Source organism: Frankia sp. AvcI1 (genome assembly GCF_001420875.1).
Taxonomy (GTDB): Bacteria; Actinomycetota; Actinomycetes; order Frankiales; family Frankiaceae; genus Frankia; species Frankia alni.
On sequence record NZ_LJFZ01000016.1, the window covers coordinates 43,848 to 64,303 of the forward strand.

Consider the following 20,456-nt stretch of genomic DNA (forward strand, 5'->3'; position numbering starts at 1 on the left):
NATCACCGCGGTCTGGTCGCTCTCGTCGAGTCGTCCCCAGGCGTCGAACAGCATCCGGATGCGCCGGAGAACCAGGTAGCTGCCGCCGCGCATCCATGCGGGCTCCCCCGACGCCCAGACGGCACGGTCGAACTGGGGGGTGCCCGGTTGGAGGTTGGCCAGCCCGTCGAGCTGGCCCATCAGGTTGCGGTGTGCACCCGGGGGGTCCGTCGAGCCGGGGTTGGTGGGCTGGAACCCCCGCTGTACCCAGCGGGTGGCCGCGAACGGCGCGGCGAGGGTGCCCATCCGGGCGGCGGCCGACAGGGCCGCCGTCGGATCGGTGGAGCACACCTGCACGCCGAGGTCCCCGCCGCTGCGGGCCGGGTCGAGCTGGTCACCGGGCATCGCGGGGATGTCGGCGAGTTCCCCGGGGATCCGGTCGCCGAGGCCGGCGCGGCGCAGCGCCGACGCGCCGAGCCCGACGGTGACGGTCAGCCCCACCCCGCCGCCCGCCGCCGGCGCGGTCGTCAACCCCGCCACGCCGGATGTCCAGGCGCGCAGCACCGCCTCGAGCGACGAGCGCGCCGCGCTCGGATCGGCGGCGGTCAGGTCGTAGGCGGTGAACACCAGCCAGTCCGGGGGAGTCTCGGTGATCCCGGGCTGGTGACCGGCGTCGTCGGCGGCCAGGGCGGTGCCGACCCCGAGGCCGGGCAGTCCGCTCGGGGCGAGAGCACCGCCGACGAGGCCGGTGCCGCCGAGCAGTCCCGCGCCGCCGAACAGCCGGGCAATGCTGGCCAGCCGGGCGGCGCCGAGCAGCCCGGCGCTGCCGAGCACGCCGCGCCGGTGCGGACCCCGTGACTCGGAGGTCTGTCCAGTCATCCGCTCGGGGCGCCGATCCGGCGGCCGCTGGCTGCTGGCCGGAGCCCGGCCGTCCACCTGTACGTCAGCGGGGGGGCGGACTGCGTCGTCGTGGCCTTGCGCCACCTCCATCGGATGCATGAGCATCATGTGACCAGTAACAGAGAGCGATGACACGTATCCGGAGGGTCCACCACGCTCGTGTCGCCGGACATCCGACCCAAGGACGGACCTCCTGGACNCACCACGCCCAGGTCGAGAACGGGCATCCGTGCTGATGGGCNCCCGTCNCCTCGCNCATCGTGAAACGCGCGATCCTTCGCCCAACCGCCGGCACACCGGGGGTGGGTACGGAAGGTGAGGAGATCCGGCCCCGCTCTCGACGTGGCCGAGGAGTATCCGGAGGGTTCCACCTCCCTGGTTCCGGCCCGGCCGGAACCACGTCGACGCGATGGTCTGCACGACCGTACTGGCCGCCCCGCCCACCCCGCCCCGCCCGGCTGCCGCGCTCACGTCGGATCCCGACGATCTCGTGGCCCTGTGCGACGGACGCGTGGCCGTCGGCGGGATCTGCCGGCCGACGATGGTCTGTCGCTGCGGAGCCGGAAAATCTGCATCCGCGGCAGTAGACATCGGGCGCTGTCCTGGGTAGAGTCTTTCTCGTAGCCAAGAGAGTCCATGGTCGCGCCAGACAGGAACTGGCGCGAGCGGGACGGCAGCCAAGGACGGCTGTCGAGCACGATCAAGCAAGATCGGTAGCACTCGGTCAGGTGACGAACGAGGAGAGAGGAGCAGACGCCATCAGGATCGCCGGAGCGGCNCTCCAGCCCGCTCGGCTACCGCAGGCCCCAGATTGGAAGGTGGTCCCCGGTCACGCATATGCGATCCCCGCGTCCCCGCCCGTCCTGGGCGGCCACGCGGATACAGAAAGCCGGCGCTAGTCGTCGGTAGATGGTGTTGAACCCTCGGGACCCTGGTGCCATGCGGCACCGGGGTCCCTCGATGTGTGCTCGAGAGGCGCGATGACCCCTGGAACCACCCGCAGACCGGCCGACAGCCTTGACGACGACGACTATCCCGCCTTCACCATGGGCCGCGCGGCCGAGATGCTCGACACCACCCCCGCGTTCCTGCGGGCCCTCGGCGAAGCCGGCCTGATCACTCCCCTGCGTTCGGACGGCGGCCACCGCCGCTACTCCCGCCACCAACTCCGCCTCGCCGGGCGCGCCCGCGAACTCGTCGACGGGGGCACCGCGATCGACGCCGCCTGCCGCATCGTCCTGCTCGAAGACCAGCTCGCCGAGGCCCACCGGCTCAACGAGCAGCTACGCCAGCAGGCCACCGGGCCGCCGCCCATCGAACCGTCGGCATCATCGGCGGCGGCTGGCGGTGAGTAGACCAACCGGCGGACAGCGGCCGGTTGGCGGTGATCAAGAATGATGCTGGACGTCGCGCGGTCGAGGGTGCGGTTCCGGCCGGGTTCTCGGCGGACCTGGCCTGTGGCAGCNGGTCTCAGCGGGCGGCGCGATCGGCGGTGACGACCACCAGGTCGCGGTGCTGCCAGGTGATCGCGGTGTCGAAACCGGCCTCGCGAAGCCAGTCGAGCTGGTCGGGCAACGGGCTCGGTGTGTCGTGGACGCCGTCGACGGGAGTGACGGCGTCCTCGGGGTCGTCTGGCTCGACCACGTCCGCGAGCACGAAGCGGCCACGCGGCGGCAGGATCGCGGCGACCCGGCGGAACAGGTCGGCCTTGCCGGGCCCGTCGAGATGGTGAACGGCCAGTGCCGAGATCACCAGGTCGAACGGGCCGGCGGGAAGCGGCTCCTCGAGCCGGCCGACGCGCAGGTCCGCGGGTGGCAGGCGGGTGCGGGCGGCGTCGAGCATCGCCGGGCTCTCGTCCAGCGCGACGAGGGCGGCATCCGGATGGACGCGCAGCACGCGCCCGCTGGTCTCGCCCGTGCCCACCCCCAGATCGAGCAGACGCGTCACCCGCCGGCCCGCCGTCGCCGCCGCCACCTCGTCCTGGAGCCGCTCGTAGTGCGGCACCTCGGCGACCACCATGGCCCGATAGGTCCCGGGGTCGAAGTGATACTGCGACATCCTTCCCTTCTACGCCGTCGGGCGAGACGAGACAGCCGGATTCCCCATCCCGTGGCGGGAGGCTCAGCCCGCGGCGGGAGGCTGAAGGACGCGCAGGGCGGTGCGGAGGATCTCGGCACGGTCCGCGGGGTCGAGGATGCCGGCGTTGAGGGCGAGCGCGGCCATGGTGGCGTGCTTGGTCGCGGCGAAGGCGGCGTGGGCGCGCAGGACGGCGCCCCGGTCGGCGTCGGGGCCGGCCAGCGCGGCGATCACCTGCTCGGTCATCCGCTCGATGGTGCGGGGCAGCCGCTTGTCGACGACGGCCAGCACGCTCGNGTCCCGGTCGATGAGCGCGGCCAGCTCGCGGGAGTCCGCGGCCAGGTCGATGAACGCGCCGAGCAGCTCCGCCGGCGCGGGCGGCCCGGTGTCGAGGTAACCGATGATCCGGTGGTAGGCCGCCAGCGGTTCGGCGAGCAGGCCGTCGAGGATCGCCGCCTTGGACGGGAAGTGGTAGTACAGCGCGGCCGTCGTGGTGCCGAGCTCGCGGGCGATGTCGGCGTTGGTCGTGCCGGTGTAGCCATGGCGAACGAACAGCTCGCGGGCGATCGCGNGGATCCGTTCCCTGGTCTGGCTCACGGCCCCCACGCTACTTGCTTATTGATCAGTAAGCGGGTGGAACGAGGGGAAACCGCTGATCAGCGGGGCCCGATCGGGCCGAGGGNCGCCTCGGCGTAGGAGAGCAGTCGGGCGGTGACGGCGGACGGGTTGGCGAGCGCGACGAGGTGACCACCCGGGATCTCGTCGGCGGAGAGGCCCAGGCGTTCGCGGGCTACCCGGCGCTGGAACTGCGCCGGGAAGAAGCGGTCGTCCCGACCGACGAGGACCCGGGTCGGCACCGGCGGCCAGGCGTCGATCAACAGCCGCGACCCGAAGACCGCCTCCGACTGGGTGGGCTCGCCCGCCGACGCCTGCGCGGCCAGCGGGGCCGGCAGGTCGTGGAAGAAGTACGTCGTGGCGTCGAAGTCCGCGTCCGGCGGCCGGCCGGCGCGGAGGTCCGACGCGCGCCGGGCCGCCGGCTGGCCGGTCGCCTCCCACCATGCGCCCGGCGTCTCGCCCGGCAGCGGGATCATGCCGTTGACCAGGACGACCAACGACACCGGCAGCCGCTCGCACACCAGCGGCGCGACGAAGGCGCCCAGGGAGGCCGCGACCACCACCACCTCGCCGCCGCCGGACGCGGCGTGGCCGGCCCCGTCGGCGCCCGGCCGGACCGCGGCCCCGGTCGCCCCGGTTACCCCGGTTGCCAGCGTTGCCCCGGTTGTCGGGGTTGCCGTGGTCACCGCGGCGACCGTCGCGTCGGCGTACTCGGGTAGGCCGGCGCGTTCGTCCGCGGCGGGGAGGTCGACGGCGACGACGGTCCCGCCGGCCTCCGCCAACCTGCGCGCCACGAGGTGCCAGTACCAGGAGGCGCCCCCCGCACCGGGGATGAGCACCCAGGTCACGCGCGCCGCGGCCATGGCGTCTGCTCGGCCGGTGCCCGTCGTCATGGTCTCGTCCCTCCAGGGGTCCGACAAGGAGTCCAAGGAGGGATCTACACCTGTGACCGAGCGGATCGCAAACCACTGCCCGGGCCGGTCGGCCGGGGCAGTGGTCAACGATCGGACGGTGACCCAGGCTTTCTCTCGCAGCGGCGTCCCAGGTCGCCACTGCGAGAGAAAGCCCGTGGTAGCCGCCGTCCCCGGACCCGCGCCGGCGGCGGCGATCTGCGGGCCGAGTCGACGGGCAGGCGGTGCCTCGGCGATCGGCGAGAATCGCTGAGGGGAGCCGCCTACCGATCGTTCACGGCAGTGGACGCATGCAGTCCCGGCATCGGTCGTTCAGGATCGACAGGAGCTCGACCGCCTTTAGCGAGGCGTCTCGCACCTTGGCGATGTCCTGCGACGAGTTCAGCCGGATCAGGGCGGTCTCGGCTCCGTCCGAGGCGCCCTCACGGACGGCTTCGACGATCTCGGCCGCGGGGGTGCCGTACTGGAAGAGCAGGATCTCCTTGTCCNGGTATGCCGGCAGCTCCATGGGTAGGTGACCGAGACCGATACCCGCGAGGTTGCGGCTGAGGATCTGCCGCACGTTCGTCCCGAGCCGGCCGTAGCCACCGATCTCCCGCAGCATGCCCATGGTGGTCCTGAAGACTCCGTTGTTCCCCACCACGGCCGACCGCAGGTCCTCCCAGCTCCCGGGGGTGTCGGTCGGCACACCGATCATCTGCGCCTCCGACATCTCTACCATCCCGGCTGGCAACCGAAGTACCCCGCGTATACGTGTACCGACACGCCCAGCTCCTTCCGCTTCCCCGAGGGAAAGCACTGCGTGCTNCCGGGCCGGCCTCGCCCGGCTTCGCCCGGCGTCTTTTTGTTATCCGTAAGATATCCGACCCGTCCGACGAGGTCCAACCCGGGAAGAAGTTCAAGGGTTTCGATAACGTTAACCCTCGCTGCACAGGCCGATGGTGACGCCGTCGGGACGTGCCGATTAGTGCGTACTCCGCACCACCGCCGCGGCCTCTCGACGGCCCCTCGGCAACCCCTCGACGATCCCCGCGGACCTCTTCCGTGACATTTGCGCTACGGAAAGGAATCGCCTGGCCGGCCCCGTCGGATAACCTGGCGTATGCACGGTCGGACGCCTCCGCCGGTGCTCCTATTCGTTCGGCGCGGGCGCCGCCCTCGGTGAGGTGCGTGACCACGAGGGCCCCCGGCCGCCCTGGGCGGCCCACCCCCGCCGGGTGAGCTGGGCCACCTACGGCCCGCACGAAGTCCCCCAAAGAAAAATCCAAGGATAAGTTTTTCCTGGCAGATATCCTTCGAGATATCCCGACGGAAAAGCTTGCACTCATCCGCTCGGAATACCTGTTAACCCGGAAGTTACCGGCGCTTGCAGCCTCGAAATAATCGCCTCCTAGTCTGATTCATGTCGCCGCCGAACAAACGCAGAACCACAGTTCGCGGCGCAGCCCATGGTCTTCAGTCCCGGAGCAACGGCTGGTGATGACAGTGCGAGACCCCCGTTTTCCCAGCTCATCTACCACGGCGATACAGCCGGACGCGGCGATCAAATTCTGCGACACCACGCTCCGCGACGGCGAGCAGGCGCCTGGCGTCGCATTCACCGCGGCCGAGAAACTCGCCATCGCCGCTGCCCTGGACGCCATCGGAGTACACCAGATCGAGGCCGGAATCCCGGCGATGGGTGTCACCGAGCGGGACGTGCTGCGGGAGATCCTCGCAACCGATCCGCACGCGGAGATCGTGGGCTGGTGCCGGGCCGACCACCGCGACGTCGAGGCCGCGGCCAGCTGCGGCCTCGTGACCGCGCACCTGACCATCCCGGTCTCCGACTTGCACCTGAAGAGCAAGTTGGGGCGGGACCGGGCCTGGGCGCGGCTGCGGGTCCGCGACTGTGTTGCGGACGCGACGGACCGCGGGATGCGGGTGAGCGTCGGTTTCGAGGACGCCTCCCGCGCCGACGACGCGTTCGTCACGGACCTGGCGGGCGAACTGCGGGAACTGGGCGTCACCAGGCTGCGCTGGGCCGACACCGTCGGCCTGCTCGACCCGGTGAGCGCGCACGATCGGCTGGGGCGACTGGTCAGGGCGGTCCCGGGGCCGTGGGAGATCCACGCCCACGACGACTTCGGCCTGGCGACGGCCAACACCATCGCCGCCGTCCAGGCGGGGTTCACCTGGGTCAGCACCACCGTGCTGGGCCTGGGTGAACGCGCCGGGAACGCCCCGATCGAAGAGGTCGCGATGGCGCTTCGGCACCTGCTGAAGCTGCCCGTCGACCTGGACACGACGTCGTTTCGCAGCCTTGCCCGACTGGTGTCGNGGGCCGCACGCCGGCCCCTGCCGGCGGGCAAGGCGGTGGTCGGCGAGTCGGTGTTCGCGCACGAGTCGGGCATCCACGTGCACGGCATCCTGCGCCACCCGGCGACGTACGAGCCGTTCGACCCCGCCGAGGTCGGCGGGCGGCGGCGGCTGGCGATCGGCAAGCACAGCGGGCGGGCCTCGGTCCGCTACGCCCTCGAGCAGTACGGACTGACCGCCGAGGACGACGAGATCGAACCCCTGCTGGAGCGGGTCCGCGCCGCCGCCACCCAGCACAAGCGCGGCCTTCACGGCCGTGACTTCCAGGAGCTTCTCGGGCGGGTAGAGATGCCGACCCCCCGAGTGGAGGCCCCCCGGCGCGAAGAGCAGGTCTGACCGACCTGCCCCGCGCCAGGGGTCGTACGACCAGCACCACGGTAGTGCCGACGTCCCGGTCAACCGACCGGCGGCACGTCCGGCAGCCCGCGGGCCGAGCGGCCCGGCCAGCCCGACCGGCATGGCCGAGCCCCGGTGACCGCGCGCCGGGCAACCGTCCCAAGGAGGAGCACCGCATGCGCCAGATCGCCTTCTACGGCAAGGGTGGTATCGGCAAGTCCACCACCCAGCAGAACACCATGGCGGCCATGGCCGAGATGGGCCAGCGCGTCATGATCGTTGGCTGCGACCCGAAGGCTGACTCGACCCGCCTGATCCTGCACGCGAAGGCGCAGACCTCCGTCATCCAGCTCGCCGCCGAGAAGGGTTCGGTCGAGGACCTGGAGCTCGACGAGGTGCTCGTCGAGGGCCAGTGGGGCATCAAGTGCGTCGAGTCCGGTGGCCCGGAGCCGGGTGTGGGCTGCGCCGGCCGTGGCGTCATCACCTCCATCACCTACCTGGAGGAGGCCGGCGCGTACGAGGACCTCGACTTCGTCACCTACGACGTCCTCGGTGACGTTGTGTGTGGTGGGTTCGCGATGCCGATCCGCCAGGGCAAGGCGCAGGAGATCTACATCGTCACCTCCGGCGAGATGATGGNGATGTACGCGGCGAACAACATCGCCCGAGGCATCCTGAAGTACGCGCACTCCGGCGGCGTCCGGCTCGGCGGGCTCATCTGTAACAGCCGTAACACCGACCGCGAGGACGAGCTGATCATGGAGCTCGCCCGCCGCCTCAACACCCAGATGATCCACTTCATCCCGCGTAACAACGTCGTGNAGCACGCCGAGCTGCGCCGGATGACGGTCATCGAGTACGACCCCAAGAACNGCCAGGCCGACCAGTACCGCGAGCTGGCCAACAAGATCGTCAACAACGACATGAAGACGATCCCGACCCCGATCACGATGGACGAGCTCGAGGAGCTCCTCATCGACTTCGGGATCATGGCGCAGGAGGACGAGAGCGTGATCGGCAAGGCCGCCGCGGTCGCCTGACGATCCCACGCCCACCTGCACCGACACCGTCGAGGATGAGGTCCCGACCATGACGACGACACCGGCACCCGAGCGGGCCGAGACCGAGGCGATGATCGCCGAGGTTCTGTCTCAGTACCCCAAGAAGGCAGCCAAGTTCCGGGCCAAGCACCTCAAGGCCAACGACCCCGAGGGGTCGAAGGAGTGCGAGGTCAAGTCCAACATCAAGTCCCGGCCCGGGGTCATGACGATCCGCGGCTGCGCCTACGCCGGTTCCAAGGGCGTGGTGTGGGGCCCGGTGAAGGACATGGTCACCATCAGCCACGGCCCGGTCGGCTGCGGTCAGTACTCCTGGGCGACCCGGCGCAACTACGCCCACGGTCACCTCGGCGTCGACAACTTCACGGCCATGCAGATCACGACGGACTTCCAGGAGAAGGACATCGTCTTCGGCGGTGACCCCAAGCTGGAGCAGGTCTGCGACGAGATCGTCGAGCTGTTCCCGCTGGCCAAGGGCATCTCCGTGCAGTCCGAGTGCCCGATCGGTCTGATCGGTGACGACATCGAGGCCGTGGCCAAGAAGTCCTCCAAGAAGCTCGACATCCCGGTCATCCCCGTTCGCTGCGAGGGCTTCCGTGGCGTCAGCCAGTCGCTGGGCCACCACATCGCGAACGACGCTGTCCGCGACCACGTGCTCGGCACCGGCGGCGACTCCTTCGAGCGGACCGACTACGACGTCGCGCTGATCGGTGACTACAACATCGGCGGTGACGCCTGGGCCTCCCGGCGCATCCTCGAGGAGATGGGCCTGCGGGTCATCGCCCAGTGGTCCGGCGACGGCACGATCAACGAGATGGCCTCGACGCACCTGTCGAAGCTCAACCTGATCCACTGCTACCGCTCGATGAACTACATCTGCACGACCATGGAGGAGCGCTTCGGCACTCCGTGGACCGAGTTCAACTTCTTCGGCCCCACGAAGATCATCTCTTCCATGCGCAAGATCGCCGAGTTCTTCGACGACGAGATCAAGGCGAAGACCGAGGCGGCGATCGCCCGGTACCAGGTGCGCTTCGACGAGATCACCAAGGCGTTCCGGCCGCGGCTCGAGGGCAAGCGCGTCATGCTCGCCGTCGGTGGNCTGCGTCCCCGGCACACCATCGGCGCGTACGAGGACCTTGGCATGGAGGTCGTCGGCACCGGCTACGAGTTCGCCCACAAGGACGACTACACCCGGACCTACGGCATGCTCAAGGAAGGCACCGTCCTCTACGACGACCCGACCGCGTTCGAGCTCGAGGAGTTCGCCAAGTTCCTCAAGCCGGACCTGATGGGCGCGGGCGTCAAGGAGAAGTACGTCTTCCACAAGATGGNCATCCCCTTCCGGCAGATGCACTCCTGGGACTACTCCGGGCCCTACCACGGCGTCGACGGCTTCGCGGTCTTCGCCCGGGACATGGACATCGCCATCAACAGCCCGGCCTGGGACCTCCTCGAGGCNCCCTGGTCGAAGGCCGGCGAGGTCGCCTGATCCGCCGCCCTTCGGGCATCCGGGCGCCAGGCGCCCAGCAGTAGACGGCCACTTGTAGTAGCTGACCAGTAGTTCATCCCGGCCTGGCCGAACGCAGCCGCCAGCGATCCCGTGACCCCGAACGGTCGCTGGCGGCTGCCGCGGCAGGCCTCAAGCCCCACCTGGGGACAAGCCCCACAGGGGAGAGGAGGGACGTCCGGTGACGACGACCCCCGAGCACACCAGCGCGGTCCCGCTGCGGGTCCTTGACCACAACGACATCTTCCGCGACGAGGTCTACCAGAAGCAGTTCGAGGGCAAGNGCGAGTTCGAGAACGCCGCCCCGAAGGAAGAGGTCCAGCGGGTCCTCGACTGGACCCGCGGGTGGGAGTACCGGGAGAAGAACTTCGCCCGGGAGGCCCTGACCGTCAACCCGGCCAAGGCCTGCCAGCCGCTCGGCGCGGTGCTCGCCGCGCTCGGCTTCGAGGGCACCATGCCGCTGGTGCACGGGTCGCAGGGCTGCGTGGCGTACTTCCGCAGCCACTTCGCCCGGCACTTCAAGGAGCCGGTGCCCGCCGCCTCCACCTCGATGACCGAGGACGCCGCCGTGTTCGGCGGGATCAACAACCTCGTCGAGGCGATGGAGAACATCACCGCCCTCTACAAGCCGAAGCACATCGCGGTCAGCACCACCTGCATGGCCGAGGTCATCGGTGAGGACCTGTTCGCCTACATCGGCGCGGCGCGCGAGCAGGAGGCGATCACCCAGGACTTCCCGGTGTCGTACGCCCACACCCCGTCCTTCGTGGGCTCGCACATCACCGGCTACGACGTGATGCTCAAGGGCATCATCGAGATGCTGGCGAAGTCCCCCGACGCGGACGCGTCGAAGGTCGCGAAGTCCGACAAGGTCCGGCTCAACGTCATCCCCGGGTTCGACACCTACGTCGGCAACCACCGCGAGTACAAGCGCATCCTCGAGCTGATGGGCGTCGACCCGCTGATCCTCGGCGACCACTCCAGCGCGCTGGACTCGCCGGCGAACGGCGAGTACGAGCTCTACCCGGGCGGCACCCCGCTGAAGGAGGGGGCGCTGGCGAAGTTCAGCCGCGCGAGCCTGCTGCTGCAGGAGTCGACGCTGCGCCGCACGGCCGAGTACATCGAGAAGGACTGGAAGCAGGAGACGATCACGCTCGAGACCCCGCTCGGGGTCAAGGGCACGGACGCCTTCCTGACCGCGGTCGCCAAGGTCGCCGACGTCGAGGTCCCGGCGGAGCTGACCGCCGAGCGCGGCCGCCTGGTCGACGCGATCACCNACTCGCACGCCTACGTGCACGGCAAGCGGGTGGCCATCGCCGGCGACCCGGACCTCGTCGTCGCGCTGACCCGCTTCGTGCTCGAACTCGGCATGATCCCGGTGCACATCGTGAGCACGAACGCCGACACCTCCTTCAAGGCCCGCATGGAGAAGGTGCTCTCCGCCAGCAAGTTCGGCGACGAGGCGACGGTGTGGCCGGAAAAGGACCTCTGGCACCTGCGGTCGCTGGTCTTCACGGAGCCGGTCGACGTGCTCATCGGCAGCATGCAGCTGAAGTACATCTCCCGCGAGGCNAACGTGCCGCTGGTCCGGGTCGGGTTCCCGATCTTCGACCGGCACCACCTGCACCGGTTCCCGATCATCGGGTACACGGGCGGTCTGCACCTGCTCACCCAGCTCGTCAACACGATCCTCGACGAGATGGACCGCAACGCCCCCGACCACAGCTTCGACGCCGTTCGCTGATCGGCGCCGCGCTGTAGCCGGGCCGGCTCCCAGCCGGATCCGAACGTGGTCGGCCGGCCGCGCCCACCGCGCTCCCTGCGGCCGGTCGACCACCTCCCGCGGGTCGACCGATGGCGACATCTCCCCGCGCCGGGTCGATCGGCTCCCTCCCGGGCCGATCGACCCCCTTGTCCAGCCTCTCCCGAGGACCGCCCCCTCCCGAGGATGGCCCATGGCTGCTACTGAACGTGCTGCCCTATTCACCGAGACGGCCTGCGACACCAACAACGCCAAGAGCGCCAAGGCTCGCAAGGCGGGCTGCCCCAAGCCCCAGCCGGGTGGTACCTCCGGCGGCTGCACCTTCGACGGGGCGATGATCACCCTCGTCCCGATCGCCGACAGCGCCCACATCGTGCACGGCCCGATCGCCTGCGCCGGCAACTCCTGGGACGGCCGGGGCAGCCTGTCGTCCGGGCCGACGCTGTTCCGCCACGGCTTCACCACCGACATGACCGAGAGCGACGTGGTGCTCGGGGGCGAGCAGCGCCTGTTCGACACGATCTGTGAGGTCGTCGAGCGGTACGCGCCGCCCGCGGTCTTCGTCTACTCCACCTGCGTCACCGCGATGATCGGCGACGATCTCGGCGCGGTCTGCGCGGCCGCCGCGGAGCAGACCGGGNTGCCGGTGATCCCGGTCGACGCCCCGGGCTTCGTCGGGAACAAGAACCTCGGCAACAAGATCGCCGGCCAGACGCTGCTGGACCACGTGATCGGCACGGTCGAGCCGGGCGACGTCACCGACCTCGACGTCAACCTCATCGGCGAGTACAACATCGCCGGCGAGCTGTGGGACGTCGTGCCGCTGCTGACCCGGCTGGGGATCCGGGTCCGGTCCTGCATCAGCGGGGACGCCCGTTACCGCGACATCGCCGCGGCCCACCGGGCGAAGGCGACCATGGTCGTCTGCTCCCGGGCGCTGCTGGGCCTCGCCCGCGGCCTGGAGGAGCGCTACGGCATCCCCTGGTTCGAGGGCAGCTTTTACGGCGTCAGCGCGATGGGCGACACCCTGCGCGGCTTCGCCCGTCTGCTCGATGACGACGAGCTCTCCCGCCGCACGGAGGAACTCATCGCCGTCGAGGAGGCGGCCGTCGAGGCCGCGATCGCGCCCTACCGCGCCCGGCTGACCGGCCGTAAGGCCGTGCTCTACACCGGTGGCGTCAAGAGCTGGTCGATCGTCTCCGCGCTGCAGGACCTCGGCATCGAGGTCGTCGGCAGCGNCATCACCAAGAGCTCCGACGGCGACATCGACAAGATCCGTGAGCTGCTCGGCGACGCCAAGATGATCTCCGAGGGGAGCCCGCGGGAACTGCTGCGGGTGGCGGAGGAGACCGGCGCCGACATCCTCGTCGCCGGCGGCCGCAACCAGTACACCGCGCTCAAGGGCCGGCTGCCGTTCCTCGACATCAACCAGGAGCGGCACATCCCCTACGCGGGCTACACCGGCATGGTCGAGTTCGCCCGCCGCCTCGACATGGCGATCGCGAGCCCGGTCTGGGAACAGGTCCGCCGGCCCGCCCCCTGGGACCTGGTCGGGGCCCACTGATGGCCGAGATCATCACCGGGGAGCGCCGCGCCGCGATCGACCCGCTCAAGTNCAGCCAGCCGCTCGGTGCCGCGCTCGTCTTCCTCGGCCTNGCCGACTCGCTGCCGATCATGCACGGCTCGCAGGGCTGCGCGTCGTTCGCCAAGGCCCTGCTGACCCGGCACTTCAACGAGCCGATCCCGCTGCAGACCACGGCGATCAGCGAGGTCACCGCGGTCATGGGCAGCGGCGAGGCGATGGTGGCCACCCTCGACGCCATCCGCAAGAAGCAGCGCCCGGCGATCATCGGCCTGCTCACCACGGGCGTCACCGAGGTCTCCGGCGAGGACGTCGGCGGCCAGCTGCGCACCTACCTGGCCACCTGGGCCGACGCCGACGCCGACACCGCGCCGCTGATCATCGGGGTGTCCACCCCGGACTTCCTGGGCGGGCTGTCCGACGGCTGGGCGGCCGCGCTGGAGGCACTGATCCGAGCGGTGGTGCCCGCGCCGATGACGGCCGAGGCCGGCCCGGACGCGCCGACCGCGCTCATCGCCGCCTCCGCCCCGCCGGCCGCCACCCTCCCCGCCGCCCCGCCGGCCGCTGCCCCACCCGCCGCTGCCCCGTCGGCCGTCACCTCGTCGGCCGTCACCTCGTCGGCCGCCACCATGCTGACCGGCGCCGCCCGCGCGATCCCCGCCGCGGCGCCGGTCACCACCACCGTCCCGGCCTCGCCCCTGTCCCGGCGGGCCGGTACGACCGACGAGGACGTCGCCGACCAGCGAGCAGCCGCCGACCAGCGAGCAGCCGCCGACCAGAGCCGGGTCGCCGACCAGAGCCCGCTCGCCCCTCGGGAGCCGGGTGGCGACCGGGAGCTGGTCGCCGTCCTCGCCGGTCCCGCACTCACCGCGGCCGACCTTGACGAGGTCGCCGGGCTGGTCCGGGCGTTCGGGCTCGAACCCGTGCTGGTGCCGGACCTGTCGGCCTCGGTCGACGGCCATCTCGCCCCGGCCTGGCAGCCGACGACGACCGGCGGCGCGGGCCTCGCCGAGCTGCGCTCGCTGCGCCAGGCCGGTGCCGTGCTCGTCGCGGGCGCCACCGCCGCCCCCGCCGGCGAGCTGCTTGCCGCCCGCACCGGCGCCCGGCTGCTGCGCCACCGGCACCTGTCCGGCCTGACCGAGACGGACGCCCTGGTCGCGGAGCTGATGGCGCACACCGGCCGGACCGCCCCGGAGCAGGTCCGCCGGGCCCGCGCGCGCCTGGCCGACGGCCTGCTCGACGCGCACTTCGTCCTCGGTGGCGTCCGGGTGGCGATCGCCGGCGAGCCCGAGACCCTGCTGGCCGCCGGTTCGCTGCTGTGCGACGTCGGCGCCGAGATCGTGACCGCGGTGTCGCCGACTCCGGCGCCCGCCCTGGCCGACGCGCCGTGGGCCGAGGTNGTCATCGGCGACCTGACCGAGTTCGCCGAGCGGGCGCAGGCGGCCGGTGCCGAGCTCGTCCTCGGCTCCAGCCACGCCCGGGCAGTCGCGGAGCGGATCGGCGCCGCGTTCCTGCCGATCGGGTTCCCGATCTTCGACCGGCTTGGGACGGCGATGGCCGGCACCGCCGGCTACGCGGGCAGCCTGCGGCTGCTGATCGACGCGGCGAACCGCGTCCTCGACCACGGGCACGCGCACGCCCGGCCGGGCCGCCCGCCGCTGCCCGCCTCGCCGGGAGCCGCGGCCGGTCATCTCGCCGCCACCGAGATCCCCCAGCAGGGGCGCGCGACGGCAGAACCCGACGAACTCGACAACCTGTTCCAGGAGTCCCCGTGTTGAAGATTGCCTTCGCGACCGGTGACGGCACCGCTGTGGACCAGCACTTCGGCTGGTGCCGACGGTTCGACGTGTACGAGGTCGGCCCCGAGGGGTCACACCTGTTCGAGACCCGCCTGCTCGAGGCGGCGTCGGACGACGAGCAGGACAAGATCGAATCCAGGCTGGCCGCGGTCACGGACTGCGTGATCCTCAACATCGCCGACATCNGCGGGACCGCCGCGGCGAAGGTCGTCAAGGCCAAGATCCACCCGGTGAAGGTGGCCAAGGGCACCAGCGTGGAGGACCTGCTCACCCGCTACGTCGCGACCCTGGCGGGGACCCCGCCGCCCTGGCTGCGCAAGGTCCTCAAGGCCCGCGACCCGCAGCCGGCCGCGCAGAGCTGGACCCGCAGCGTCGCCGCGGTGCTGAAGGGAGACGCGGCATGAGCGAGGCGAAGGACTTCCTGCGCGATCTGCTCGACCAGGTCCGGGCCGGCGACTCCTACGGCCAGCTCGACCGGTTCACCGACTCCCAGCTGCTCGCCCCGTTCGTGGTGACCAAGGAGCAGCGCCGCACGATCGCGACCAACTGCGACCTCGACATCGCCACCGCTGCCCGGCTGCGGTCGTTCTACCAGGCCGTCGCCGCCGCCACCGAGAAGGCGACCGGCGCGTTCACCACGACGATCCTCGACCTCAACAGCGAGGGCTTCGGCCGGGTGATCATCTTTGCGGGCCGGCTCGTCGTGCTCGACAACGCGCTGCGCGACGTGCAGCGGTTCGGCTTCAACTCGTTCGAGGAGCTCGCCGCCCGCGGCGAGGCCCTGGTCAGCGGCGCGAGCAAGCTGATCGAGCGCTGGAGCGAGGTCGCCCGCGATGACTCCTGAGACGCCGGCCCCGGACACCGCGGGCCTCGACGCCGCCGCCGCCCAGCAGCGGCTGCNCAAGCTCCAGAGCAAGGCCACCCAGCTCAAGCTCGATCTGCACGACCTCGCCGAGGACCTCCCGATCGGCTGGGAGGGAATTCTCGACGTCGCCCGCCGCACCTACGACGCCTACGCCGAGATCGCCCTGTTGGAGGGCCTGGCCGAGAAGGAGACGTCGCGATGAGCGCGACCACCGACGCCGGCCAACTGGCCGCGTTCCACCGCTGCTCCACCGCCGAGGAGTACTTCACCCTGCTGGAGGTCGACTACGACCCGCGGGTCGTGGCCGTCAACCGGCTGCACATCCTCAAGCACTTCGCCGGCGAGCTGGCCAAGCTGCCCGAGGCCGGGGCCGACGCGGCGAACCCGCGCCACCTCCTGCACGACTACCGCGACGCGCTCGTCCGCTCCTACGAGGCGTTCACCAACGCCACCGCGCTGGATCACCGCCTGTTCAAGGTGTTGAAGGACCGCGCGCCGAAGTCGGCCTTCGTGCCGGCGTCCGAGATCACCGTGGAGCGGCTGGGTTCCACCCAGCCGTCGGAAACGTCCGAGCAGACGGAGGAGGCCCGATGACCACCAACACCTACGACGTCGGCGACGTCGTCACGGCCGCCAAGGCGCTGCGCAACGACGGCACCTACCCGGACCCGGCGATCTCCATCGGCGAGATCCTGGTCGAGGCCGGCACCCGCGGTCAGGTCATCAACGTGGGCCTGTACCTGCAGGAGCACATCGTCTACGCGATCGCGTTCGAGAACGGTCGCATCGTCGGCGCGCTGGAGCGCGAGCTCGAGGCCGCCGAGGACGACCCGGCCGCGCAGCCCGCGGACGCCGAGCCCGTGGCCACGCCCGCCGCCACGGCGAGCGTCCCGGCGAGTGCCGCCGCGGCGGAGGGCTCTGCTCCGGCCGCCGTCCTGGTGGCCGAGAAGGTGCCGGCCGAGCCCGCGGCGCACGGTGCCGGCGGGCACGGGGGAAAGACCTGCAAGCACGGGTCCGCGAACTGCAAGTCCGCCGCGGCGGACGCCGAGCCCGCGGTGCCGGCCACGCCCGCCGAGCCCACGCCGACGGCCACGTCCGCCGCCCCGGCCAAGCCCGCCGCCCCGGCCAAGCCCGCCGCCCCGGCCAAGCCCGCCGCCCCGGCCAAGCCCGCGCCGCCGGCCACGCCCGCGGGCAAGACCGTCGGCGCCGGCACGCCCGGCGCGAAGGACGGCCGACGGTGACGGGGGAGCTGGCCGGGCTGCCGGTGGTCGCTGCCGTCCCCGCCGGCGGGCTCCCCCGGCGCGCTGCGCAGGCGCCCGCCCCGGCCGGCGGCTGCAAGACGACGACGAGCTGCGGCACCAGCGCCCCGGTGCAGGACCCGGAGATCGCCGAGAAGATCGCCAACCATCCGTGCTACAGCGCCGAGGCGCACCAGTACTACGCCCGCATGCACGTCGCGGTCGCGCCGGGCTGCAACATCCAGTGCAACTTCTGCAACCGGAAGTTCGACTGTGCCAACGAGAGCCGGCCGGGCGTCACGAGCACCCTGCTGACTCCCGAGGACGCGCTCGCCAAGGTCAAGCTGGTCGCCAGCGAGATCAAGCAGATGAGCGTGCTGGGGATCGCCGGCCCCGGTGACCCGCTGGCGAACCCGAAGCCGACCTTCCGCACGATGGAGCTGGTGGCCCGGGACTGCCCGGACATCAAGCTGTGCCTGTCGACCAACGGCCTGCGCCTGCCGGAGTTCGTCGACCGGATCGTCGACCTCAACGTCGACCACGTGACGATCACGATCAACATGATCGACCCCGAGGTCGGCGAGCGGATCTACCCGTGGGTCGCCTGGCGGGGCAAGCGGTACACCGGCCGGGAGGCGTCGAAGATCCTCTCCGAGCAGCAGCTCGCCGGGCTCGCGGCGCTGACCGAGCGGAAGATCCTCTGCAAGGTCAACTCGGTGATGATCCCCGGGATCAACGACGAGCACCTCGTCGAGGTCTCCCGGACCGTCAAGGGACTCGGCGCCTTCCTGCACAACGTGATGCCGCTGGTCTCGGCNCCCGAGCACGGCACCGTCTTCGGCCTGACCGGCCAGCGCGGACCGACCCCGCAGGAGCTCAAGGCCCTGCAGGACCGGTGCGAGCAGGACGACGGCGCCGAGATGAACATGATGCGCCACTGCCGGCAGTGCCGCGCCGACGCGGTCGGCCTGCTCGGTGAGGACCGCGGCGACGAGTTCCTGCCCGAGACGTTCCAGGGCCGCGAGATCGCCTACGACCTCGCCGGCCGCCAGCAGGCGCACGAGGAGATCGAGCGCTGGCGCACCGAGGTCGCCGCGACCCGGCAGACCCTCAACATCGCCACCGGCGCGCGCATCCCCGACGTGCCGGCGGCCGAGCCCGTGCGGCCCGACGAGGTCGTCCTCGTCGCGGTCGCCACCAAGGGCAGCGGCGTCGTCAACCAGCACTTCGGCCACGCCGGCGAGTTCTGGATCTACGAGGCCGGCCCCGGCTGGGCCCGTCTGGTGCAGACCCGCGACGTCGACCGCTACTGCAATGGCCCGTCGGACTGCGACGAGGACGCCTCGAAGCTCGACCGCACGATCGAGATGCTCTCCGACTGCGCCGCCGTGCTGTGCAGCAAGATCGGCCTCGGGCCGCGCGAGGCGCTCGAGGAGGCCGGCATCGAGCCGGTCGAGATCTACGACCTGATCGACAAGGCGGTGGCCGAAGTCGGCGCCCGCCTCGTCACGGACCGCGCCCCTGCGGAGGTAGNCACCCCATGACCGCGACCGCCACCGTCATCGAACTGACCGACAAGGCCGTGGCGCAGGTGCGCCACCTGCTCGGCTCGACCCCGGGCACCGAGGGCTTCGCCCTGCGCATCGGCGTCGACCCGGGCGGCTGCTCCGGCTACACCTACAAGCTGGCGCTCGTGCCCGGCGCCGAGGCCGGCGACGTCGTGCTGCCGCAGGACGGCTTCGACGTCGTCGTGCACACGACGAGCGTCGATCTGCTGCGCGGGATGCGCGTCGACTACACCGAGACGCTGACCTCCTCCGGCTTCACCTTCGCCAACCCGAACGCGAAGAGCTCCTGCGGCTGCGGGTCGTCGTTCGGCTCGTCGGACGATCCCGAGCGCACCGCGGCCGACGCGAAGCTGCGCGAGCAGGTCGAGGAGATCATGGAGGAGATCCGCCCGATGCTGCGCGGGGACGGTGGGGACGCGGAGGTCGTCGCCGTTCTCGCCGGGGGCGGGCAGCCCGGTTCCGCCGAGGTGCACCTGCGCCTGACCGGCGCCTGCGGCGGCTGCTCCAGCGCGAACGCGACGCTGACCGGCGTGATCGAGGCCCGGCTCAGGCAGGAGCTGCCGGAGATCGGCCGGGTCGCGCTGGTCGCCTGAGGCGCCCCGCCCGACCGCTCCGCCTTTCCCACCGTCCTGCCGAATCCGCGGAGAGCTCGATGGTCACTGCCCGGTCTCACTCACACCCGCGCCTGCGGTCGATGTGCCCCGGCCCGCCCGCGCGGATCCTGCCCGTCCAGGCGACTCCGCCCACGGCCGAGACCTCCCGGCGCTTCGACCGGCAGGTGACCATCCCCGGCTTCGGGGTGGCGGCCCAGCGGCGGTTGAGCCAGGCGACGGTGCTGGTGGCCGGCGTCGGCGGGGTCGGCGGGGCGGCGGCGACCTACCTGGCCGCCGCCGGGGTCGGCCGCCTCATCCTGATCCACCCGGGCGACCTGGCGGAGCCCGACCTGAACCGGCAGACGCTCATGCGGCCGGAGCGGGTCGGCGAGCCCCGGGTGTTCTGCGCGGCGGACACCCTGCGCGCCCACCACCCGGGCGTCGAGATCGTCGCGGTCGACCGTGACCTCACGGACCCGGCCGTGCCCGGCCTGATCGCCGAGGCGGACGTCGTCGTCGACGCCCGGCACAACTTTCCCGAGCGCTACCTGATCAACCGGTTGTGCGTGCAGGCGGCGGTGCCGCTGGTCGTCGCCGCGATGAACGCCACCGAGGCGTACCTGATGGTGGTCCGGCCGGGGGAGCCGTGCCTGCGCTGCGTGTTCGGTGAGGGCGACCCGGCCTGGGAGCCGCTCGGCTTCCCGGTGCTCGGCGCCGTCGCCGGCACGGTGGGCTGCCTGGCCGCGACGGAGGCACTCAAGATCGCCGGCGGGTTCGGCGAGTCGGCGGTCGGCCGCCTCGTCCATCTCGACCTGTGGGACGTCGACCTGCGCACCCCGCGGACCCGACGCGACCCGGCCTGCCCGGACTGCGGCCCGGGGAGCACGCCGTGATCTACCTCGACCACAACGCGACGACGCCGGTCGACCCCGAGGTCCTCAACGCCATGCTGCCGCTGCTGCGGGAGCACTTCGCCAACCCGGCGAGCCCGCACCCGGCCGGTCAGGCCGTCGCCCGGCTCGTCGAACGGGCCCGCCGCGACGTCGCCACCCTGGCCGGCGCGCGCCCGCGCGACGTGGTGTTCACCAGCGGGGCGACCGAGGCGGCCAACCTGGCGATCGCCGGGGTGCTCGCCACGGCGCCCCCGCACCGGCGGCGTGTCCTGGTCGGGGCGACCGAGCACCCGGCCGTCCTCGCCGCGGCGCACGCCGCCGCCGACCTGCACGGGGGCAGCGTGCAGACCGTCCGGGTCCATCCGAGCGGCGCCGTCGACCTGACCCACCTGCGCGCGCTGCTGCACCCCGTG

At 71.5% G+C, this 20,456-nt stretch carries 16 protein-coding genes and 19 pseudogenes; 31 read left to right on the forward strand and 4 right to left on the reverse strand.

Annotated features, from left to right (window positions below; translation table 11 throughout):
* Position 1 precedes the first annotated feature (1 nt).
* Positions 2-987, reverse strand: a pseudogene (locus UK94_RS17290) (Dyp-type peroxidase); the annotation flags it as partial.
* Between the two features lie 872 nt (positions 988-1,859).
* Here UK94_RS17290 and UK94_RS17295 point away from each other — a divergent pair.
* Complete coding sequence (locus UK94_RS17295; protein ID WP_055750675.1) at positions 1,860-2,234, forward strand: MerR family DNA-binding transcriptional regulator; 375 nt, start codon at positions 1,860-1,862, stop codon at positions 2,232-2,234.
* A gap of 115 nt (positions 2,235-2,349) precedes the next feature.
* Here UK94_RS17295 and UK94_RS17300 read toward each other — a convergent pair whose 3' ends face one another.
* The 3 genes and pseudogenes from UK94_RS17300 to UK94_RS17310 form a co-directional block, all read right to left on the reverse strand.
* Positions 2,350-2,937, reverse strand: a complete 588-nt coding sequence (locus UK94_RS17300; protein ID WP_011607855.1) for a class I SAM-dependent methyltransferase — start codon at positions 2,935-2,937, stop codon at positions 2,350-2,352.
* A 315-nt stretch (positions 2,938-3,252) separates the two neighbouring features.
* Positions 3,253-3,522: pseudogene (locus tag UK94_RS55785) on the reverse strand (helix-turn-helix domain-containing protein); the annotation flags it as partial.
* Between the two features lie 116 nt (positions 3,523-3,638).
* A pseudogene (locus tag UK94_RS17310) lies at positions 3,639-4,463 on the reverse strand (alpha/beta hydrolase); the annotation flags it as partial.
* 1,494 nt (positions 4,464-5,957) lie between these two features.
* On the opposite strand from UK94_RS17310, the gene UK94_RS17320 reads away from it, so the two are divergent.
* The 30 genes and pseudogenes from UK94_RS17320 to UK94_RS55885 form a co-directional block, all read left to right on the forward strand.
* Positions 5,958-6,800, forward strand: an 843-nt coding sequence (locus UK94_RS17320; RefSeq protein ID WP_235488375.1) for a homocitrate synthase, incomplete at its 3' end; no start/stop codon positions are given.
* 1 nt (position 6,801) lies between these two features.
* Positions 6,802-7,175, forward strand: a pseudogene (locus UK94_RS55790) (homocitrate synthase); the annotation flags it as partial.
* Between the two features lie 176 nt (positions 7,176-7,351).
* On the forward strand, positions 7,352-7,814 hold a 463-nt coding region (locus UK94_RS55795; protein WP_235488377.1), incomplete at its 3' end, for an AAA family ATPase.
* Position 7,815: 1 nt separating this feature from the next.
* Positions 7,816-7,996: pseudogene (gene nifH, locus UK94_RS55800) on the forward strand (nitrogenase reductase); the annotation flags it as partial.
* 1 nt (position 7,997) lies between these two features.
* A pseudogene (locus tag UK94_RS55805) lies at positions 7,998-8,047 on the forward strand (hypothetical protein); the annotation flags it as partial.
* 1 nt (position 8,048) lies between these two features.
* Positions 8,049-8,215: pseudogene (gene nifH / locus UK94_RS55810) on the forward strand (nitrogenase reductase); the annotation flags it as partial.
* A 91-nt stretch (positions 8,216-8,306) separates the two neighbouring features.
* On the forward strand, positions 8,307-9,334 hold a 1,028-nt coding region (locus UK94_RS17330), incomplete at its 3' end, for a nitrogenase component 1 (protein WP_235488438.1).
* Between the two features lies 1 nt (position 9,335).
* Positions 9,336-9,567: nitrogenase component 1 (locus UK94_RS55815; protein ID WP_313949532.1), on the forward strand; the 232-nt coding region annotated here is incomplete at its 3' end.
* A 1-nt stretch (position 9,568) separates the two neighbouring features.
* Positions 9,569-9,694, forward strand: a pseudogene (locus UK94_RS55820) (hypothetical protein); the annotation flags it as partial.
* Positions 9,695-9,924: 230 nt separating this feature from the next.
* Positions 9,925-10,026: DUF3364 domain-containing protein (locus UK94_RS55825; protein WP_235488440.1), on the forward strand; the 102-nt coding region annotated here is incomplete at its 3' end.
* Between the two features lies 1 nt (position 10,027).
* Positions 10,028-11,019: pseudogene (gene nifK / locus UK94_RS55830) on the forward strand (nitrogenase molybdenum-iron protein subunit beta); the annotation flags it as partial.
* A gap of 1 nt (position 11,020) precedes the next feature.
* Positions 11,021-11,315, forward strand: a pseudogene (locus tag UK94_RS55835) (nitrogenase component 1); the annotation flags it as partial.
* A 1-nt stretch (position 11,316) separates the two neighbouring features.
* A pseudogene (locus UK94_RS55840) lies at positions 11,317-11,487 on the forward strand (nitrogenase component 1); the annotation flags it as partial.
* Between the two features lie 211 nt (positions 11,488-11,698).
* The coding region (locus UK94_RS55845; protein WP_313949533.1) for a nitrogenase component 1 at positions 11,699-12,145 on the forward strand (447 nt) is incomplete at its 3' end.
* Position 12,146: 1 nt separating this feature from the next.
* A pseudogene (locus UK94_RS55850) lies at positions 12,147-12,743 on the forward strand (nitrogenase component 1); the annotation flags it as partial.
* 1 nt (position 12,744) lies between these two features.
* Positions 12,745-13,069 (forward strand): annotated as a pseudogene (locus UK94_RS55855) (nitrogenase component 1); the annotation flags it as partial.
* 92 nt (positions 13,070-13,161) lie between these two features.
* Positions 13,162-14,486 (forward strand): annotated as a pseudogene (locus tag UK94_RS17345) (nitrogenase component 1); the annotation flags it as partial.
* A 1-nt stretch (position 14,487) separates the two neighbouring features.
* A pseudogene (locus UK94_RS55860) lies at positions 14,488-14,865 on the forward strand (nitrogenase component 1); the annotation flags it as partial.
* A partial coding sequence (locus UK94_RS55865) for a NifB/NifX family molybdenum-iron cluster-binding protein (RefSeq protein WP_313949534.1) occupies positions 14,859-15,071 on the forward strand: 213 nt, incomplete at its 3' end. The pseudogene UK94_RS55860 and the gene UK94_RS55865, both read left to right, overlap by 7 nt.
* A gap of 1 nt (position 15,072) precedes the next feature.
* Positions 15,073-15,290, forward strand: a pseudogene (locus UK94_RS55870) (nitrogen fixation protein NifX); the annotation flags it as partial.
* Positions 15,287-15,730 carry a NifX-associated nitrogen fixation protein gene (locus UK94_RS17355; RefSeq protein WP_011607841.1) on the forward strand — a complete coding sequence of 148 codons (444 nt, stop codon included), beginning with the start codon at positions 15,287-15,289 and terminating at the stop codon, positions 15,728-15,730. The pseudogene UK94_RS55870 and the gene UK94_RS17355, both read left to right, overlap by 4 nt.
* Positions 15,720-15,786, forward strand: a pseudogene (locus UK94_RS74200) (hypothetical protein); the annotation flags it as partial. The gene UK94_RS17355 and the pseudogene UK94_RS74200, both read left to right, overlap by 11 nt.
* 1 nt (position 15,787) lies before the next feature.
* Positions 15,788-15,953: pseudogene (locus UK94_RS17360) on the forward strand (CCE_0567 family metalloprotein); the annotation flags it as partial.
* Positions 15,950-16,345 carry a nitrogenase-stabilizing/protective protein NifW gene (locus tag UK94_RS17365; RefSeq protein WP_011607839.1) on the forward strand — a complete coding sequence of 132 codons (396 nt, stop codon included), beginning with the start codon at positions 15,950-15,952 and terminating at the stop codon, positions 16,343-16,345. The pseudogene UK94_RS17360 and the gene UK94_RS17365, both read left to right, overlap by 4 nt.
* On the forward strand, positions 16,342-16,992 hold the full coding sequence (locus tag UK94_RS17370; RefSeq protein ID WP_055750687.1) for a nitrogen fixation protein NifZ: 651 nt from the start codon (positions 16,342-16,344) through the stop codon (positions 16,990-16,992). The genes UK94_RS17365 and UK94_RS17370 overlap by 4 nt, the downstream gene beginning before the upstream one ends.
* A gap of 17 nt (positions 16,993-17,009) precedes the next feature.
* Positions 17,010-17,806 (forward strand): nitrogenase cofactor biosynthesis protein NifB (gene nifB / locus UK94_RS55875; protein ID WP_235488442.1); only part of this gene is annotated, 797 nt, incomplete at its 3' end.
* Position 17,807: 1 nt separating this feature from the next.
* A pseudogene (locus UK94_RS55880) lies at positions 17,808-18,522 on the forward strand (NifB/NifX family molybdenum-iron cluster-binding protein); the annotation flags it as partial.
* Positions 18,523-18,529: 7 nt separating this feature from the next.
* Positions 18,530-19,150, forward strand: coding sequence for an iron-sulfur cluster assembly accessory protein (locus tag UK94_RS17380; protein ID WP_041939983.1), 621 nt, complete (start codon positions 18,530-18,532; stop codon positions 19,148-19,150).
* Positions 19,151-19,209: 59 nt separating this feature from the next.
* On the forward strand, positions 19,210-20,043 hold the full coding sequence (locus UK94_RS17385) for a HesA/MoeB/ThiF family protein (RefSeq protein ID WP_055750689.1): 834 nt from the start codon (positions 19,210-19,212) through the stop codon (positions 20,041-20,043).
* Positions 20,040-20,456 (forward strand): aminotransferase class V-fold PLP-dependent enzyme (locus UK94_RS55885; RefSeq protein WP_235488379.1); only part of this gene is annotated, 417 nt, incomplete at its 3' end. The genes UK94_RS17385 and UK94_RS55885, both read left to right, overlap by 4 nt.